Here is a 16,749-nt window from a genome sequence, read left to right on the forward strand (position 1 = left end):
ATCCCTGTCCCTAAGGTATCCGCTTCGGCTTCTGGCCGAACCACTTCTCGTAGATCTTGGTGTACGTGCCGTCTTTCTTGATCTCGGCCAGGGCCTTGTCCACCTTCGGGCGCAGCTTGCTGCCCTTGGGGAAGGCTATCCCGTACTGCTCGCCGGTCGGGAAGGTCTGCACGACCTTGAGCTTGCCCCCGCTGGTCTTCGCCCGGTAGGCCGAGACGGGGAAGTCGTTGATGATCGCCTGTATCTGCCCGTTCTCCAGCGCGTTGAACGCGTCGGTGATCGTGTCGAAGGTCCTTATGTTGCCCTTGATCTTGCCCTGCTTCTTGAACTTCTTGGCTTCGATCGCTCCGGTCGTCCCGAGCTGTACGCCGACGGTGGCGTTGCCGATGTTGTCGATGGAGGTTATCTTCGAGCCTTTGCGGACCATGAGCGACTGGTCGGAGTTGAAGTAGGGTTTGGAGAAGTCCACGCTCTTTTCCCGCTGCGGGGTTATGGTCATCGCGGAGATGGCCGCGTCGTAGAGGTTGTTGCCGAGGCCGGGGATGATGCCGTCGAAGGTGACGTTCTGGAACTGCGGGGTGAAGCCGGCCTTCTTGCCGATCGCGCGCATCAGGTCTATGTCGAAGCCGACCGGTTTGCCGTTTTTGGTGAACTCGAACGGCCGGTAGGCGATGTCCGAGGCTACCTTGATCTGCTTGGGAGCAGCCTGCGCGCCGCCGGAGGAAGTGCTCTTCGCGCCCTGGGATCCACCTCCACAGCCCGCCACGAGCGCGAAGACGAGAAGCAGCACCGGTACTATCAGGAAGATCTTCTTCATCGTTTTCGTCCTTTCTTCCACGGACTATCCGTCGGGGAGGAGGATAGTTAACATGCTCGGCGTGCACTATGCAAGAGCCGGTGCAGGGCTACGCGTAGAGTATCTGGTCCAAAAAGCGCCTGGTGCGCTCGCTCCTGGGGTTCTGGAACACCTCGGCAGGGGTTCCCACCTCGATTATGCGCCCCTCGTCCATGAACACGACCCTGTCCGCCACCCGGCGCGCGAACCCCATCTCGTGGGTCACTATGACCATCGTCATCCCCCCGCGGGCGAGGTCGGCTATGACCTCCAGCACCTCCTTTATCATCTCCGGGTCCAGGGCGCTCGTAGGTTCGTCGAAGAGCATGATCTTCGGCTCCATCGCCAGAGCGCGGGCTATCGCCACCCGCTGCTGCTGGCCTCCGGAGAGCGAGGCCGGGTATTTGTCGATCTTCTCGAGGAGCCCGACCCGTTCGAGCAGGCGCGAGCAGCGCTCGGAGGCCTGTTTGCGGGAGAGCTTTCTCACCTTCATCGGCGCCAGCATCACGTTTTCGGCCACGCTCATGTGGGGGTACAGGTTGAACTGCTGGAAGACGAAGCCTATCTCGCTCCTCAGGCGGTTTATGTTGGTCTTCCTGTCGTGTACGGGGATGCCGTCTACCACGAGCTCCCCGCTGGTTATCTCTTCCAGGGCGTTTATGCAGCGGAGCAGGGTGCTCTTGCCGGAACCCGAGGGGCCGATGATGACGACGACCTCGCCTTCTTCCACCGAGAAGTCGATGTCCTCGAGGACGTGAAAGTCCCCGAACCACTTGTTCACCCTGCGCAGTTCTATTATGCTCATCCTCTGGCTGGCAATCACCTGTGTGGAGCGGATCGACAGCCCGTAGAGTACCATAGTGGAAGATGGCTTGGCTACGCTTGGAGGTCCGGTGGACAGCCTGTTCGACGTTGCGGAAGGAGGAGAGGACCGCGAGGAGCGGCTCGCCGAGCTGGCGCGCCAGGTCTCGGTTTGCACCAAGTGCGACCTCGCGAGCACACGCACCAACACCGTCTTCGGGAGCGGAGACCCCTACTCGCCGCTGATGCTCGTCGGCGAGGGGCCGGGCGAGAACGAGGATGCCACGGGGTTGCCGTTCGTCGGCAGGGCCGGCAAGCTGCTCGACGACATACTCGCCGCCGTGAACCTGACCCGCGACGACGTCTACCTGACCAACGTCGTCAAGTGCCGCGCCACCATCGAGGAGAACGGGCGGGTGCGAAACCGGCAGCCCCGGACCGCGGAGATAAACGCCTGCAACCCCTACCTGCGGGCCCAGATCGAGGCTATAAAACCCGACATCATCCTGTGCCTCGGCGGACCGGCGGCCAAGACGATAATAGACAGGGACTTCAGGATCACCCGCGACCGCGGGCGCTGGTACGAGGCCTTCGGCGCGAAGGCGATGGCGACCTTCCACCCGGCCTACGTCCTGCGCCAGCACGGGGACGAGCTCAAACAGACCAAGCGGCTGGTCTGGAAGGACATCCAGGCCGTTCACGCCGAGTACCTGAAGGCCATCGAAGCTCGGCGGGCCTGAAAGCGCAGGGTAAAAATTTTACTGGTCCTGACCGAGTACGGGCTGATATTATCTGCTTGCAAAGGGAGAAACGTTTTGAGAGGGATCTGCAGCCTTGATAAGCACGACGTCTCGCATGATGGATACGGCGGATAAAGAGCTTCTCAACCTCATCCAGCGCGACCTGCCGCTGGTCAGAGAGCCTTTCGCGGAGCTTGGGGCCAGGATCGGGCTGACAGACCACGACGTGATCCGGCGCATCGAGGCGCTAAAGAGAACCAAGGTCATAAGGCAGATGAGCGCGATCTTCGACACCCGCGTGCTGGGGTACGAGTCGAGCCTGGTGGCCTCCAAGATACCTCCGGAGCACCTGAAGGAGGGGGCGAAAGCCATAAACTCCCACCCCGGCGTCTCGCACAACTACGAGAGGGACAACGAGTTCAACCTCTGGTACACGGTCGCCGTGCCGCCGGACTCCCGGCTCGGACTGGAGGGGACCGTGGAGGTCCTGCACAGGATCAGCGGCGCGGAGAAGACCCGCATCCTTCCCACCCTGAAGCTGTTCAAGATCGGGGTGACGCTGGACATGAAGGAGGGGGCGACGGCCCGCAAGGAGGCCCCGGCCTACGGGGAGAACGACCGCCAGGCGGCGGATCGCAACATAACCGAGGAGGACAAGGCGGCGATCCGCATCCTGCAGGAGGACCTGCCGCTGACCCCCCGACCCTTCGATCTGTGGGCGGAGCAGGCCGGGATGGAGCCCGCCGAGCTGCTCGATCGGGCGCGGGATCTCAAGGCCCGCAAGATCATGCGGCGCTTCGCGGCCGTACTCTACCACCGCAAGGCCGGCTTCCGGGCGAACGCGATGGGGGTCTGGAAGGTGCCCAAGGAGCGGGTGGACGAGGTTGGGATGAAGTTCGCCGGCTACCAGGCGGTCTCCCACTGTTACGAGCGGCCTACCTACGAGGACTGGCCGTACTCGATCTTCTCGATGGTCCACGGCCGCTCGAAGGATGAGTGCGAGGCGGTGCTCAAGGCGATGTCCGAGGAGAGCGGCATCACCGAGTACGACTCGCTCTACTCGACCCGCGAGTACAAGAAGACCCGCGTGCGCTACTTCACCCCGGAGATGGAGGCCTGGGAGCGCCTCTACGCCGGGGTCCTGCGGTAGCTTCTCGTCCGAGAAGCCTCTGCGCGAGCTCCACGAAGTCTCCCGCGACGAGGTCGAAGCCGGACTCCGGTATCCGGAAGCTCCTGCCGGGCCCGAACTCCAGCGGCCGCCGCACCAGCGCGGTGGCGAGCCCGACTTCCGCGGCGGCGCGCAGGTCGTCGGGGTGGGCGGCGACCATCATCACCTCCTGCGGCTCCAGGTCGAGCAGCCGGGGGGCCATCAGGTAGACCTCCGGGTCCGGCTTGTAGCGCCGGACGAGCTCGGCCGAAAGGATGAGGTCCCACGGCAGGGAGGCCCGTTTCGCCATCTCGACCAACAGCGAGACGTTGCCGTTGGAGAGGGTGGCGAGCACGTAGCGCTCTCGCAGGCGCGCGAGACCCTCCGGAACGTCCGGCCAGGGGGCGAGCCGATGCCAGACTTTGTTCAGGTGGTCCTTCTCGGCCTCGTCCAAACCTTCGATCCCGAACTTCTCCAGGAGCTCCTCGAGCAGGGCCCGGTGCAGGCCGTCGAGGTTGGTCCAGGGGATCTCACCTCGCCGCACCCGCTCCATCGATGGTTGGTAGCCGGCGCGCCAGGCGTCGGCGAAGGCGGCCCAGTTCACCGAGAGGCCCTTCCTACGTCCGAGGGATTCGCCCTCGCGGATGATCGAGGCGCGCCAGTCGACCACGGTACCGAAGACGTCGAAGGCGAGCGCCCTGATCTCTTTCATCGGGTGATGAAACCGAAGAAGAGATCCCTGAACGCGCCCGGCTTCTCGACGTGCGGGGAGTGTCCGCAGTCCTCGATGACCTCTTCCCGGAATGAGCCGCCCCCGGCGGCGTAGTCTCTGAGGAGGGCGCGCATCTGCGAGACCATCGGTTGCGGGGGGTAGACTTCCTCACCCGGCCAGTCCGGGACGGCCCCGAGTCGTCCGAGGGTCCCGAAATCTAATAGCGATTCGTCGGAGACGATCTCGTCGTCCGCGCCCCGCACCCAGAGCACGGGTGGTTTCGGTTCGATCCCGGCGAAACCGGAGAGGTCGCAGTACCTGGGCGAGATTGCATTGTTGACGCCGCGCCCGCCGGGGGCGAGACCGGGCCAGTTGGGGGAGGTGGTGAGGTCGCCGGGATAGTTGTCCTCACCGGTTGCGGTGGAGAGCATCGAGGAGAGGTAGACCCCTTCCCGTTCCGGCTCGAAGGTGGGCCTGAAGTAGAAGCGGCGCAGGACGTTGCGGGGGGAGCTCTCGTCTTCGTCCGTGCGATCGCCCTCCGAGAGTCGGCGGACGAACTCCGGGTTGGCGGTCCCGCCTCCGGAGCCGGCGAAGTCCGGCCAGCAGGGTGTGCCGCTCTCGTCTTTCGTTCCCCCGAAACCGTAGGGTGACATGGGGTCTATGAGCGTGATCGAGGCGACCTCCCGCGGGTGGTCCATGGTGTATTGCAGCGCGATCGCGCCCCCCGTGGACCAGCCGGCGAGGTGCAGCCGCGCTCCCCGCAGCCCGAGTGACTCGACCAGCGCGAAGAGGTCATCGGAGAAGTCCCTGAGGCCGCGGGTGGCGTCCACGGGTGCGACCTCGGAATCGCCGAAGCCCCTGAGGTCGGGGGCGAGGCCACGGAAGCCCTGCGGGAAGGCCGCGAGCGTCTCCTCGAAGAAGCGCGAGGAGGAGACGTTCCCGTGGATCATGAGCACCGGTATCCCCTCTTCGGGGCCGCTCTCCAGCAGGTGTGTGCGGAGGCGGGGGGTCTGTACGGTTTTCGAACGGACGCCTTCCAGAAGCGGCGGGTTGCCCTGCAACGTCTCTCCTCCTCGTGTGGTCTCTAGTATGGAAGAAGTTTAGCGGCGCGGATTGCCATGCGCCCGGTCCTCGGGGTGCAGCCGGTCCGAAAGGGTGGCATCATGCCCGTATGGCGGGGCTCGGAAGGGGGAGACTCTGGTGCTGAGGCTCGATGAGGCGGATGTCGGGCGTTTCCTGAGCATGGAAGAGGTGATCTCCGCGATGGAGCACGCCCTCGCGGACTTCTCGGGCGGTAGGGTGGTACAGCCCGGGCGCGTCATGGTCCCGGTTTCCGATTACCGGGGCTTTCTCGGCGTCATGCCCGCGTACACCGGGAGCGCGCTCGGAGCCAAGCTGGTCTCGCTGTACCCGCACAACGAGGGGGTTCCGACCCACCACGCCGAGATCCTGCTCTTCAGGCCCGAGACCGGTGAGCCGCTGGTGAGCATGGACGGGCGGCTCATAACCGAGGTGCGCACCGCGGCGGTCTCTGCAGTAGCCACGGAGTACCTCGCCCGGCGTGATGCAGCTGTGCTCGCGATCCTCGGGGCCGGCGCACAGGCACGCAGCCACCTGAAGGCCCTCGGGTTGGTGCGCGACTTCCGTGAGGTGAGGGTGTGGAGCCCGCGCCGGGCCGGGGCGTTCGCCGAGGAGCACGGCATCGTGGCAGCGTCCTCGGCGGAGGAGGCGGTGCGGGGGGCGGACGTGGTGGTGACGGCGACGACTTCGCCCGATCCTGTGCTCTTCGGGGAATGGCTCTCGCCGGGAGCGCACGTGAACGCGGTCGGCGCACCCCGCCCCGAGTGGCGGGAGCTGGACGACGGGGTGCTGCGGCGGGTAACCCTCTACGTGGACTCGCGGGAGGCCGCCATGCAGGAGTCGGGAGACGTGAGGGCCGCCGGAAAGATCTTCGCCGAGATCGGGGAGGTCGTCGCCGGGGTGAAGCCGGGTCGGCGGTCGGGAGAGGAGATCACGCTGTTCAAATCGGTAGGGCTGGCAGTGGAGGACGTGGCGACGGCGGAGCTGGTCTGGCGCAGGGTGTCGGACGGATGAGAAGGTGTGGCCGGGGAGGAGCGCGTGCGGGCTCTATCGTACGGGAGGGACGAGGGTGACGTCTGATCTTTGGCGGAGAGAGCTGGTACACGGCGAGGTCGGACTCGCCGTCTGGCGATCCGGGGAAGGAGACGACCCGGTGGTGTGCCTGCACGGGATAAGCGCGCAACACCGCTCGTTCAACGCGCTCGCGAGGCGTCTCGCCGGCAGGCGGCCGCTCATCGGGGTGGACCTGCGGGGCCGGGGGGACTCGGAGAAGCCCGGTCCCGGCTCCTACGGGCTCGAGGCCCACGCGCGCGACGTGGTGCGGGTGCTAGACCATTTCGGTCTGGAGCGGGCCACGCTCGCCGGCCATTCGATGGGGGCGTTCGTCGCGCAGAGGGTGGCGCTCTCGCACCCCGAACGGGTGCGGGCGCTCGTGCTCCTCGACGGTGGCTGGCCGCGGGTGGAGGGGCGGGAAGAGCTCTCCGGCGGGGTCTCCGAGGGGCTCGCCCGCTCCTTCAGCCGGCTCCGTATGAACTTCGAGAGCCCCGACGATTACCTCCGGTTCTGGTATCCGGAAGAGGGGGTGACGATGCGGGATCTGCCACCGGAACTCGCCGACTACTACCGCTACGACCTGGAGGAGGTCGAAGGTGGCTACCGGCCCAAGGCCTCTTTAGTGGCCTGTACGGAGGATGCGGAGGACGTTGCCCGCTCGGCGCTGACCACCGCGGAGATGAGCCGCATCTCGTGCCCGGTCGCGCTGGTGCGCGCAGCGGAGGGGTTCTTCCCGGGGAGCGCGCCGCTCATCCCCGAGGAAGTGCGACGTCAGATGGAGGACTCGTTCGACGTGAGAGGGTCGATCCTCCTGGAGGACACCAACCACTACACGCTCATGTGGGAGCCGGCCGTCGGCCGGTGGGCCGGTGTGCTCCTCGAAGGCTGGACGCGCTAGAGCAGGCCTTTGGCCTTGCGGCGGCGGGTGCGCAGGACGAGGTGGTAGACCGCCGCGGCCGAGAGCACGAGGATCAGAACGGCGCTCGCGTACCACTCGGTTTGGGCGAAGAGCGTCGCCAGCGCCGCGAGCGGGTATATGCCCTCCCGGCCGAAGGCGCGGCCGCCCGGAGGCCAGCGGGCTCTGTTTGTTCTCCTCAGAAACGACGTATCCGTCTCCTGTGGCTACATGCTGACCAAACACGCACCTTCCTCCCGATGCGCCACCACCCGAACCGTGCCGCCCGGTTGACAACCCCCTGGTGCGGGGGTATACCTCCGGGAGCCATGGACGAAAAATCAGATCTTCGCCGAACCTCCGGCCGTCGGAGAGCCGGGGGACGGGGGAACCACGGGGTAGGACGGCTGGTCCTCCCCGGGGTGAATCGCCGCAACGGCGTAGGGCTTCTCTCTTCCGGTCCGAACCCGACAGCTAACCCCGCAGGCGCGAGAGGAAGGGAATGATGCGAATCACCTTGCGGCCCGCCTGCAGCCTTCCGAGATGATCAGGGCCACTCGCTCCAAGGGACATTCCTCGCGGTTCCGCACCTGGCTGCTCGAGAACCGTATCGAGGAGATGCAGGGGCCGCACATCAAGGAGGCCCGCGAGCAGCACCCCTGGTGGCAGGTGGTGTGCCTGACCGGGGTGGACTACTACTCGACGCTGGGGTACATCCCCGGCATAGCAGGACTCGCCGCGGGAGCGCTCTCGCCGATCGCGACGATGTTCATCGTCCTGCTCACGCTCTTCGGGATGCTCCCCGCCTACCGCCGGGTCGCCTACCACAGCCCGCACGGGCAGGGCTCGATCGCGATGCTCGAGCACCTGCTCTCGTTCTGGAAGGGCAAGATCTTCGTGTTGTGCCTGCTCGGGTTCGTCGGCACGGCGTGGATGTTCACGATAACCCTCTCCGCTGCCGACGGTGCGACGCATCTGGCCGAGAACCCGATAGTGCCGTCTTTCCTGCACGACAAAGAGACGGCGATCACGCTCGTGCTCCTCGCCATCCTCGGCGGGGTCTTCCTCAAAGGGTTCCGCGAGGCCATAGGCATCGCGATCGTGCTCGTCTTCTCATACCTCTTCCTCAACCTGCTCATCGTCGTCTTCGGCTTCTACATGATCCTCCAGCACCCGGCGTACCTCTCCCACTGGAAGGACGCCCTGTTGCACGGCTACGGAAACCCGCTCGACATGGTCGTCGTCTCGTTTCTGGTCTTCCCGCAGCTCGCGCTCGGACTCTCGGGGTTCGAGACCGGCGTCTCGATGATGCCGCTCGTGAAGGGCGACCCCGGCGACGACCCGCAGCGGCCCGCCGGACGCATCCGCAACACCCGCAAGATGCTCACCACGGCCGCTTTGATCATGAGCTTCTTCCTGATCACGACGAGCTTCGTCACCACGGTCCTGATCCCGCACAGAGAGTTCGAGCCGGGCGGCAAGGCCGCGGGCCGGGCGCTCGCCTACCTCGCGCATCAGTACATGGGCAATACCTTCGGGACGATCTACGACATCTCCACGATCACGATCCTCTGGTTCGCCGGAGCCTCGGCGCTCACGGGGCTTTTGAACATCGTGCCCCGCTATCTGCCGCGCTACGGGATGGCCCCGGAGTGGGGGCGGGCGGTAAGGCCGATGGTGCTCGTCTTCAGCGCGATAGCCTTCGCGATAACGCTCGCCTTCCACGCCGGGGTGAACGCGCAGAGCGGTCCGTACGCGACGGGCGTGCTGATCATGATGACCTCGGCCGCTCTGGCCGTGACGGTCGCCATGCGCCGGCAGCGCAGGCACAGGCCGACGCTCGTCTTCGGGCTCATAACCCTGGTGATGCTCTACGCCGACGTCGAGAACATCCGCTCCCAGCCGAACGGGATCGTGATCTCGATACTGTTCATCGCGGCGATCATCTTCGTCTCCCTCGTCTCCCGGGCGTTGCGCTCGACAGAGCTGCGACAGGAGGACATAAAGCTGGACGAGGCTGCCTGGAGGTTCATCGAAGAGGCGCTCTCCTCGGGTGAGATCCACATAATCGCCAACCGCCGGCAGGCGGGCGACCGTCGCGAGTACGAGCTGAAGGAGCGTGAACAGCGGGAGGCGAACCACATCCCGCGGGAGGTTCCGGTTCTGTTCCTGGAGGTCGACGTGGCCGACCCCTCGGAGTTCACCGACGTGATGGAGGTGAGAGGGGTGAGGGTGGACGGCTACCGGGTGCTGCGGGCGGAGAGCTCGAGCGTCCCGAACGCGATAGCTGCCTTCCTGCTGTATTTGAGAGACGAGACCGGCGCGAAGCCTCACTGCTACTTCGGCTGGACCGAGGGCAACCCCCTGGTCTACCTGGTCCGCTACATCCTCTTCGGCGAGGGAGACATCCCGCCCGTGACCCGCGAGGTGCTGCGCGAGGCGGAGCCCGACCCTGGGAAACGTCCCGCGATACACGTCGGTGGATGAGTTGGACCGCCGGGAGGAGATCCTGCGCTTCTGGTTCGGGGAGAGCCGGGAGTTCCGCGAGGAGTGGTTCGGGGGTGGCGAGGACTTCGACCGTGAGGTGAGCGAACGGTTCCGCGCCGACTACGAGCTGGCGGCTGCCGGCGGGCTCGGAGACTGGAAGGGGACGCCCCGCGGCGCCCTCGCCCTCATCCTGCTGCTCGACCAGTTCCCCCGCAACATGTTCCGGGGCGAGCCTCGCTCTTACGCGACCGACCACCTGGCGCGCGAGGTCGCCCGCGAGGCGCTCGAGAGGGGCTTCGACCGTCTCCTCACCCCGCTGGAGAGGATGTTCGTCTACCTGCCCTTCGAGCACAGCGAGGACCTCGAAGACCAGCGCCTCTCGGTCAGGCTGTTCCGGGTGTTGGAAGAGGAGTTGGGCAGACCCGAGGTGCTGGAGTACGCGCTCAGGCACGAGGCGGTGATCGCACGCTTCGGACGTTTCCCGCACCGCAACGAGATCCTGGGCCGGCGTTCGACGCCGGAAGAGCTGGAGTTTCTCTCGGGACCCGGAGCTCCTTTCTGACGTCTTCAGCCGGAGCTCCAGTGCCGGGCCCAGGCCCGGCGTTCCTTCCGCCGCTCGACGACCTCGCGCAACACCTCGTCGAGGCTCCTCTGGCCGCCTTCCTGCTCGAAGGTTTCGATGACCTCGTCGAGCTCCAGTATGTGGTCGCGGTTGGTGAGATCCCCGAGGAAGGCGGCGGCCTCTTCCCGATCCAGCTTCTCCAGGTCCGCGAAGCGCTCCACTACCGCGCTCATGATGTCCATCAGGAGCCGGCGTTCTCCCGGCTCGTCGGCGGGTAGTCCGTCCCGGGTGCGACGCTCGAATTCGTCCCCGAAGAGTAGGGCGGCGAGCATTATCCTGTACCGATCCTGATCTGTTCTCCGACCCCAGGCGAGCTCCATGCTTTCCCCGGAGAGCATGTCCAGATAGGCTTGCGCCTTCTGAAGCGCGTCATTCAAGGAGACCCTGCCCCCGAGCCTCCTCTACCAGCCACCGTCGAGCGCCTCGAGGAGCGCCTCGTTTGGTGGGTTGTCCGCCGAGGCGCTGGCGTAGTGCGCCAGGCGCAGCCTCCCTGAGGCGTCGAAGACGAAGGCCCCGGGCAACTGCATGGGATCTCCGGCCGTGGGGCCCTGCCGGTGTCCTTCGAGCATCGCCCGGATCCCGCTGCCCCAGTTGCGCGGGCCGGCGACCTCCAGGATGTCGCCGCGCCTGAGCCCGAATGCCCGGTAGGCGTGCTGCTCCGGGTCACAGAGGCACTCGAAGGACAGGTCCATCTTCTCGCAGAACTCGGCGGTCTGTGGTGGAGCTGCCATGCTCACGAGCACCACCCGGGCTCCTCTCTCTTCGAATTCTCTTCTCCCGCCGCGCAACTGCGCGACCCACCGGCGGCAGAATATTCACCCGAGGTGCCGCAGAAAGGCGAGGACGAGAGGACGGCCACCGTGCAATTCGGTGAGGTTCACCTCCGTCCCGTCGGTGCGCGTGAACGTCACCTCTCCAAAGTCTTCTATCCTGTCCCCGGTCTCCGCCACGCGGCCTCCTTCTCCGTTGTCCTCAGGTGCGATTCTATCCGCTCCGGCGCCCGAGCCTGTGGAAGAACGTACGAAGGCGGCGCGGAAGGCCTTCCGCGCCGCCCCACAGCCACCGGTTTCCCGGCGCTATCTCAGGAGCCGCTGGGCGATCTCCGCGAGCTCTCCCGGATGATAACCCGGCGCGTAGACGTTGGGCTCCTCCGGCGGATCGGCCGGCTGACCGCCCTCCGGCGGGCCGTCCTGCACCCTGACCTCCTGGCCGTCGTCGGGGTGTGGGCCCTTCCAGATCTTGTCGATGTCCTTGAAGTCGTCGGGCGAGAAGCGGTAGAGGGTGCGGTGGTCGCCCGAGTCGAGGAACTTCTTCGTCTCCGGGAACTCGGAGTTGGGGATGTTGGGGATGTTGAGCATCTTGGTGACGTTGGCGCCGGTGAGCTCCTCGAGCGCCTTGGCGTAGGCTACCTGATGCACTCCACCGCGCACGAGCAGATACCCGAGCATCGCGCGGGCGACCAGATGGTCGGTCATCTCGTAGACGCGGATCTTGCCCATCCTCGCCCCGCTCTCCAGGAAGAAGTTGTGCAGGAGATCGAGCACGAGGTCGCCGGAGTTGAACACGTAATCACCCTGCCAGGGCTGCCCCATCGAGTTGGCGGCGAGGGCTCCCGCCCCGTTGTTGATGAAGTGATGGGTGTTGCGTACGCCCGTGAGCCCGGAGAGGGGTGTGCCCGTCGGGTTCGCATGACCGTCTTCGGTCTCGCCGGCGGCGCCGGTGAGCATGCTGTTTATGGTGGCGGCCACCAGCTCGATGTGCCCGAGCTCCTCGGTGGCTATGTTGGCGATGAGGTCGTAATAGGGCTTTACCTTCTTGCGCCCCCGGAAGTTGAACGACTGGTAGGTGTAGTTCATGAGCGTCGACATCTCGCCGAAACGCCCGCCGAGAAGCTCCTGCACCGCCGCCGCGGCGTTGGGATCGGGCTCCTCCGGCATCGGCAGCTCCACCTGCAGCCTGTCTATCCGGAGATACATGCGATCCTCCCCTTTCTAGCCAGGTGGGTCTTCCGGATTCTCCACGAAAGGCCGATCGTCACCTCCACACCTTCCCGTGGATCACCTCCTCCGTTCTTCTCGCCTCCATCTCCAGGCGGCGCATTCTACCCCCAGCGAAGAGGCCCGAAAATGCCGGCCGAACGTAAATTGTGAAAACAATAACAGTTCTTGGTTTTGTTCAATCGGATTTCTCGGAGGCCAGCTCTTCCCGGGCTATTTTGATGTCGTCCCAGATGCTGGGTCCGGCGAGCAGAGCTCCGGTGATGAGTTCGGAGTAGTGGTTCAGGAAGCGCCAGATGATAACGCCGGCGAGCAGCGAGCCGTGGCCGACGTAGGCGTTCATGAGCGCGACGAATGCGACCTCGGCGGCGCCGCTGTTGCCGGGGGTAGGAGCGAAGGGGATGACGAGGAAGAGTATGTACTGGGCGGTGAAGACGGCTATCCAGTGCTCCCCGGACCATCCGGCGGCGAGCAGGCCGAGCACTCCGAGCAGGGGGTAGAGCAGCCAGAAGACGGCCATGAGCAGGAAGGCGGCGACAACGCCCTTCGGGTTGTCCTGCCAGAGCAGGAGGAGGTCGTCCCTGTAGTTGCGGAAGAATCTGGCGAGGCGCTCTCTGAAGGAGGAGAGGGTCGAGTGCTCTGCGGCGTGCCCGTCACGCTGGCGCTCGCGCCTCTTCCTCCAGCGGCGCACCGCGAAGCCGCCCGCGGCGAGCAGCGCGACCACCCCGACGAAGACGCCGGCCAGAGGCCACAGGATGCCGGCGTTCTGGGCCTGATGGGCCCTGGCCTCTACCCTGCCGACGAACGGGACGTGGGAGACGAAGAACAGGCCGATCACGGCGCCGATGGCGAGGGAGGTGACGTTCGCTATCGCCTTGACGGTCGCCACGGCGCTGCCCTTGTCCGCCGGGAGCCCCAGGCGTTTGAGCTCCATGATCTGGGCCGCAACCTCCCCGCCGGCGAACGGGGTGATCGCGCCGACCGCCTGGGTGACCAGGTAGACGCGGGTGGTCTTCAGTATGGGAAGTCCCAGGAGGTGCCGCTCCGCGACCGGGTTCGCCTCCACGTCGTTGCGTGAGAGTACGGCGAGGGCGGTGCCCTGCACGATCCACACCGTGAGCGTGACCAGACCGCCAACGACTATGGGCCAGACTTCGACTATCCTGAGCGATCCCTTGACGCTGAGGGCCGCGACGATCACACCCGCGGCGCTCAAGAGCAGCCCGAGCAGGATGCTGAGCAGCGATTTCTTCACCCGTCCCTCCCGGACTTTCGCATGGCCGGATTTCCGGTGAATCGTACCACCGTTTCTCCATCTCCCCGCGGAAGTGATCGGGGATACGCCCTGGCATGAAGAGGTTTTTAACGCTTCTTTACCGGAGGCTCACAGAACTTTATCCCTGCTTTACCGGCCCTGGAAATAATCATCCTGTATGCCACCACCGGCGCGTGGTGGGGAGCGAACCCGAAAACAGGAGGACCCGCGTTGGCCGAGACGGTGGGAGACTTCATACTCAGGCGCTTAAGAGAGCTCGATGTAAAGCGCATCTACGGTTACCCGGGGGATGGGATCAACGGCATCCTCGGGGCGTTCAACCGGGCGGACAACGACCCGGAGTTCATCCAGCTGCGCCACGAGGAGGTAGCTGCCTTCGCGGCGAGCGCCCACGCCAAGTTCAGCGGCGAGGTGGGGGTGTGCATGGCGACCTCCGGACCCGGGGCCATACACCTCCTCAACGGCCTCTACGACGCCAAGCTCGACCGGCAGCCGGTTCTGGCGATCATCGGGCAGCAGAAGAGGATGTCGTTGGGGAGCGACTACCAGCAGGAGGTCGACCTGCAGACGCTCTTCAAGGACGTGGCGCACGAGTTCGTGCAGTACTGCATGGAGCCGACCCAGATCGGGCACCTCATAGACCGGGCCTACCGGATCGCTAAGACCTCGCGCACGGTGACCTGCGTGATCGTCCCGAACGACGTCGCCGAGATGGAGTACTCCGAGCCGCCGCGGACCCACGGGGCGACCTACTCGAGCACCGACATCACCATGCCGCGCATCGTCCCGCAGCAGCGGGACCTCGAGCGGGCCGCGGAGGTTCTCAACTCCGGGGAGAAGGTCGCGATGCTCGTCGGGCAGGGCGCGAGGGGCGCGGCCGAAGAGATAAAGCAGGTCGCGGAGATCCTCGGCTGCGGGGTCGCCAAGGCCTTAAACGGCCGCGACGTGCTCCCCGACGATTTGCCCTACGTCACGGGGCCGATAGGGCTTTTGGGCTCCAAACCCTCCGACGACATGATGGAGAACTGCGACACCTTCTTCATGGTCGGGTCGAGCTTCCCCTACGCCGAGTGGCTGCCCGAGGTAGGGCAGGCCAGGGGGGTGCAGATAGACATAGACGGCCGGCTCATCGGGATGCGCTACCCGATGGAGGTCAACCTGGTCGGGGATGCGAAGGAGACGCTTCGGGCCCTCATCCCGATGCTCGAGCGCAAGGAGGACCGCTCCTGGCGCGAAGAGATCGAGAAGGGTGTGGCCGAGTGGTGGGAGATCCTCGAGCGGCGGGCGATGGAGGGTGCCAACCCCATAAACCCACAGAGGGTGTTCCACGAGCTCTCCCCCAAGCTCCCCGACGGGTGCATCCTCACCTCCGACTCCGGGTCGGCGACCAACTGGTGGGCGCGCCACCTGAAGCTGCGCGAGGGGATGCGGGCGGCGCTCTCCGGGACGCTCGCGACGATGGGCCCGGCGGTCCCCTACGTCATCGGGGCCAAGTTCACCAACCCTGACAGGCCCGTCATCGCCTGTCTCGGCGACGGGGCGATGCAGATGATCGGGATCAACGCGCTCATCGACGTCGCCCGCTACTGGGAGCGCTGGAGCGACCCGCGGTGCATCATCCTGGTCCTGCACAACGACGACCTCAACCAGGTCACCTGGGAGCAGCGGGTGATGGAGGGCGACCCCAAGGTCGAGACCTCGCAGGTTCTGCCCGACTTCGACTACGCCGGATATGCCGAGCTGCTCGGGCTCAAAGGGATCAGGGTGGACAACCCCGACGACGTCGGCCCGGCGTGGGACGAGGCCCTCTCTTCCGGGAAGCCGGTGCTCTACGAGGCCATCACCGACCCGGAAGTGCCGCCGCTGCCGCCGCACATCCGCTTCGAGCAGGCGCAGGGGATCTTCAAGGCGCTCTACCGGGGAGATCCGGCACGCGGCGAGATCGTCCGGCAGTCCATAAAGGGCAAGCTGCAGGAGTTCCTCTCTGGCCGGGGCGAGTAGATGGCACCGGAGGCTAAGGTGGGGAGCCTCGAGGTCTCCGCCTACACCGTGCCGACCGACTCTCCGGAGTCGGACGGGACCCTCGAGTGGGATTCGACGACCATGATCCTGGTCGAGGTTTCCGGGGGTGGCGAGAGGGGCTTCGGGTACACCTACGGCGACGTCTCGGTGGGCACCTTCGTAGAGTCCAAGCTCAGGAGCGTGGCGGAGGGCTCGGACGCGATGAGCCCGCCCGCCGTCTGGAAGGAGATGCACTCTGCGATCCGCAACGCCGGGCGGCCCGGGGTGGGGGCGATGGCCGTCTCCGCGGTGGACATAGCGCTCTGGGACCTCAAGGCGAAACTGCTCGGCCTCCCGCTCGCCGACGTCCTGCCCCGCTTCCACGAGCGGGTCCCGGTCTACGGCAGCGGCGGGTTCACCTCCTACACGCTCGAGAGGCTGCAGGAGCAGCTCGGCGGGTGGGCCTCGGAGGGCATCCCGCGGGTGAAGATGAAGGTGGGCAGAGAACCGGAGGAGGACCCGGAGAGGGTGAGGGCGGCGCGGGAGGCGATCGGGGACGGGGTGGAGCTCCTCGTCGACGCCAACGGCGCCTACTCCCGCAAGCAGGCCCTCTACTGGGCCGGGTGGTTCGCCGGGGAGGGCATCACCTACCTCGAGGAGCCGGTCTCCTCCGAGGATCGGGAGGGGATGAGGATGCTGCGCGACCACGGGCCCGCGGGGCTCGCGATAGCCGCCGGGGAGTACGAGTGGACCCTGCCGCAGCTCTTCGATCTCGCAGGATGCGTGGACATCCTGCAGGCCGACGTGACCCGCTGCGGCGGGATCACGAGTTTGCTCAGGGCCGACGGCATCTGCAAGGGGCGTCAGATACCCTTCTCCGCCCACTGCGCCCCGGCCGTCTCGGCCCACGCCTGCTGTGCGATGGAGACGCTCTTGCACCTGGAGTACTTCCACGACCACGTGCGCATCGAGCGGATGCTCTTCGACGGGACGCTCGAGCCCGAGGGGGGATGTCTGCGTCCCGACCCTTCCCGGCCCGGCCTCGGGCTCGAGCTGCGGCGGGACGCGGCAGAGAAGTACTCCGTATAGAGGGAAAGGGGAGA

The 16,749-nt window shown here is 66.0% G+C and carries 17 protein-coding genes and 1 riboswitch; of the genes, 8 read left to right on the forward strand and 9 right to left on the reverse strand.

The window, feature by feature from the left end:
* Positions 1-10 precede the first annotated feature (10 nt).
* On the reverse strand, positions 11-817 hold the full coding sequence (locus AC6EKW_RS02495; RefSeq protein WP_273886814.1) for a basic amino acid ABC transporter substrate-binding protein: 807 nt from the start codon (positions 815-817) through the stop codon (positions 11-13).
* Positions 818-905: 88 nt separating this feature from the next.
* The gene (locus AC6EKW_RS02500) at positions 906-1,640 is read right to left on the reverse strand and encodes an amino acid ABC transporter ATP-binding protein (protein ID WP_273886815.1); all 735 of its coding nucleotides are present in this window, start codon (positions 1,638-1,640) and stop codon (positions 906-908) included.
* A 67-nt stretch (positions 1,641-1,707) separates the two neighbouring features.
* Here AC6EKW_RS02500 and AC6EKW_RS02505 point away from each other — a divergent pair, with 67 nt between their 5' ends.
* Entirely contained in the window at positions 1,708-2,376 is a 669-nt protein-coding gene (locus AC6EKW_RS02505) for a uracil-DNA glycosylase (protein WP_498513615.1), read from the forward strand.
* Between the two features lie 94 nt (positions 2,377-2,470).
* Positions 2,471-3,526 carry a siroheme decarboxylase subunit alpha gene (gene ahbA / locus AC6EKW_RS02510; protein ID WP_273886817.1) on the forward strand — a complete coding sequence of 352 codons (1,056 nt, stop codon included), beginning with the start codon at positions 2,471-2,473 and terminating at the stop codon, positions 3,524-3,526.
* On the opposite strand, the gene AC6EKW_RS02515 is transcribed toward ahbA, so the two are convergent.
* Together AC6EKW_RS02515 and AC6EKW_RS02520 are read right to left on the reverse strand one after the other, a co-directional pair.
* The gene (locus AC6EKW_RS02515; protein WP_273886818.1) at positions 3,474-4,235 is read right to left on the reverse strand and encodes a haloacid dehalogenase type II; all 762 of its coding nucleotides are present in this window, start codon (positions 4,233-4,235) and stop codon (positions 3,474-3,476) included. The genes ahbA and AC6EKW_RS02515 overlap by 53 nt on opposite strands.
* Positions 4,232-5,296, reverse strand: a complete 1,065-nt coding sequence (locus AC6EKW_RS02520; protein ID WP_273886819.1) for an alpha/beta hydrolase — start codon at positions 5,294-5,296, stop codon at positions 4,232-4,234. Before AC6EKW_RS02520 ends, AC6EKW_RS02515 begins: the two co-directional genes overlap by 4 nt.
* 139 nt (positions 5,297-5,435) lie before the next feature.
* On the opposite strand from AC6EKW_RS02520, the gene AC6EKW_RS02525 reads away from it, so the two are divergent.
* The 4 genes from AC6EKW_RS02525 (at position 5,436) to AC6EKW_RS02540 (ending at position 10,312) form a co-directional block, all read left to right on the forward strand.
* Positions 5,436-6,329, forward strand: a complete 894-nt coding sequence (locus tag AC6EKW_RS02525; protein WP_273886820.1) for an ornithine cyclodeaminase family protein — start codon at positions 5,436-5,438, stop codon at positions 6,327-6,329.
* A 55-nt stretch (positions 6,330-6,384) separates the two neighbouring features.
* Positions 6,385-7,266 carry an alpha/beta fold hydrolase gene (locus tag AC6EKW_RS02530; RefSeq protein WP_273886821.1) on the forward strand — a complete coding sequence of 294 codons (882 nt, stop codon included), beginning with the start codon at positions 6,385-6,387 and terminating at the stop codon, positions 7,264-7,266.
* Between the two features lie 337 nt (positions 7,267-7,603).
* Positions 7,604-7,767: riboswitch (cyclic di-AMP (ydaO/yuaA leader) on the forward strand.
* 39 nt (positions 7,768-7,806) lie between these two features.
* On the forward strand, positions 7,807-9,750 hold the full coding sequence (locus AC6EKW_RS02535; RefSeq protein ID WP_273886822.1) for an APC family permease: 1,944 nt from the start codon (positions 7,807-7,809) through the stop codon (positions 9,748-9,750).
* Positions 9,743-10,312: a DUF924 family protein gene (locus tag AC6EKW_RS02540; protein WP_273886823.1), complete on the forward strand. Its 570-nt coding sequence runs from the start codon at positions 9,743-9,745 to the stop codon at positions 10,310-10,312. Before AC6EKW_RS02535 ends, AC6EKW_RS02540 begins: the two co-directional genes overlap by 8 nt.
* 5 nt (positions 10,313-10,317) lie before the next feature.
* Here the strand turns inward: AC6EKW_RS02540 and AC6EKW_RS02545 are convergent, their stop codons facing one another.
* From AC6EKW_RS02545 to AC6EKW_RS02565, 5 genes are all read right to left on the reverse strand, one after another.
* Positions 10,318-10,749 (reverse strand): hypothetical protein, encoded by a 432-nt coding sequence (locus AC6EKW_RS02545; RefSeq protein ID WP_273886824.1) that lies wholly within the window; start codon positions 10,747-10,749, stop codon positions 10,318-10,320.
* Between the two features lie 24 nt (positions 10,750-10,773).
* Positions 10,774-11,187: an AhpC/TSA family protein gene (locus tag AC6EKW_RS02550; protein ID WP_498513743.1), complete on the reverse strand. Its 414-nt coding sequence runs from the start codon at positions 11,185-11,187 to the stop codon at positions 10,774-10,776.
* Positions 11,188-11,322, reverse strand: a complete 135-nt coding sequence (locus tag AC6EKW_RS02555; RefSeq protein ID WP_273886825.1) for a hypothetical protein — start codon at positions 11,320-11,322, stop codon at positions 11,188-11,190.
* A gap of 126 nt (positions 11,323-11,448) precedes the next feature.
* Positions 11,449-12,348, reverse strand: coding sequence for a manganese catalase family protein (locus AC6EKW_RS02560; RefSeq protein WP_273886826.1), 900 nt, complete (start codon positions 12,346-12,348; stop codon positions 11,449-11,451).
* A 199-nt stretch (positions 12,349-12,547) separates the two neighbouring features.
* Positions 12,548-13,624, reverse strand: a complete 1,077-nt coding sequence (locus AC6EKW_RS02565) for a lysylphosphatidylglycerol synthase transmembrane domain-containing protein (RefSeq protein WP_273886827.1) — start codon at positions 13,622-13,624, stop codon at positions 12,548-12,550.
* A 231-nt stretch (positions 13,625-13,855) separates the two neighbouring features.
* Here AC6EKW_RS02565 and AC6EKW_RS02570 point away from each other — a divergent pair, with 231 nt between their 5' ends.
* Complete coding sequence (locus AC6EKW_RS02570; RefSeq protein WP_273886828.1) at positions 13,856-15,646, forward strand: thiamine pyrophosphate-requiring protein; 1,791 nt, start codon at positions 13,856-13,858, stop codon at positions 15,644-15,646.
* The gene (locus AC6EKW_RS02575) at positions 15,647-16,735 is read left to right on the forward strand and encodes an enolase C-terminal domain-like protein (protein ID WP_273886829.1); all 1,089 of its coding nucleotides are present in this window, start codon (positions 15,647-15,649) and stop codon (positions 16,733-16,735) included.
* Positions 16,736-16,749: the final 14 nt, after the last annotated feature.

This window comes from Rubrobacter sp. M3-4, assembly GCF_059772285.1.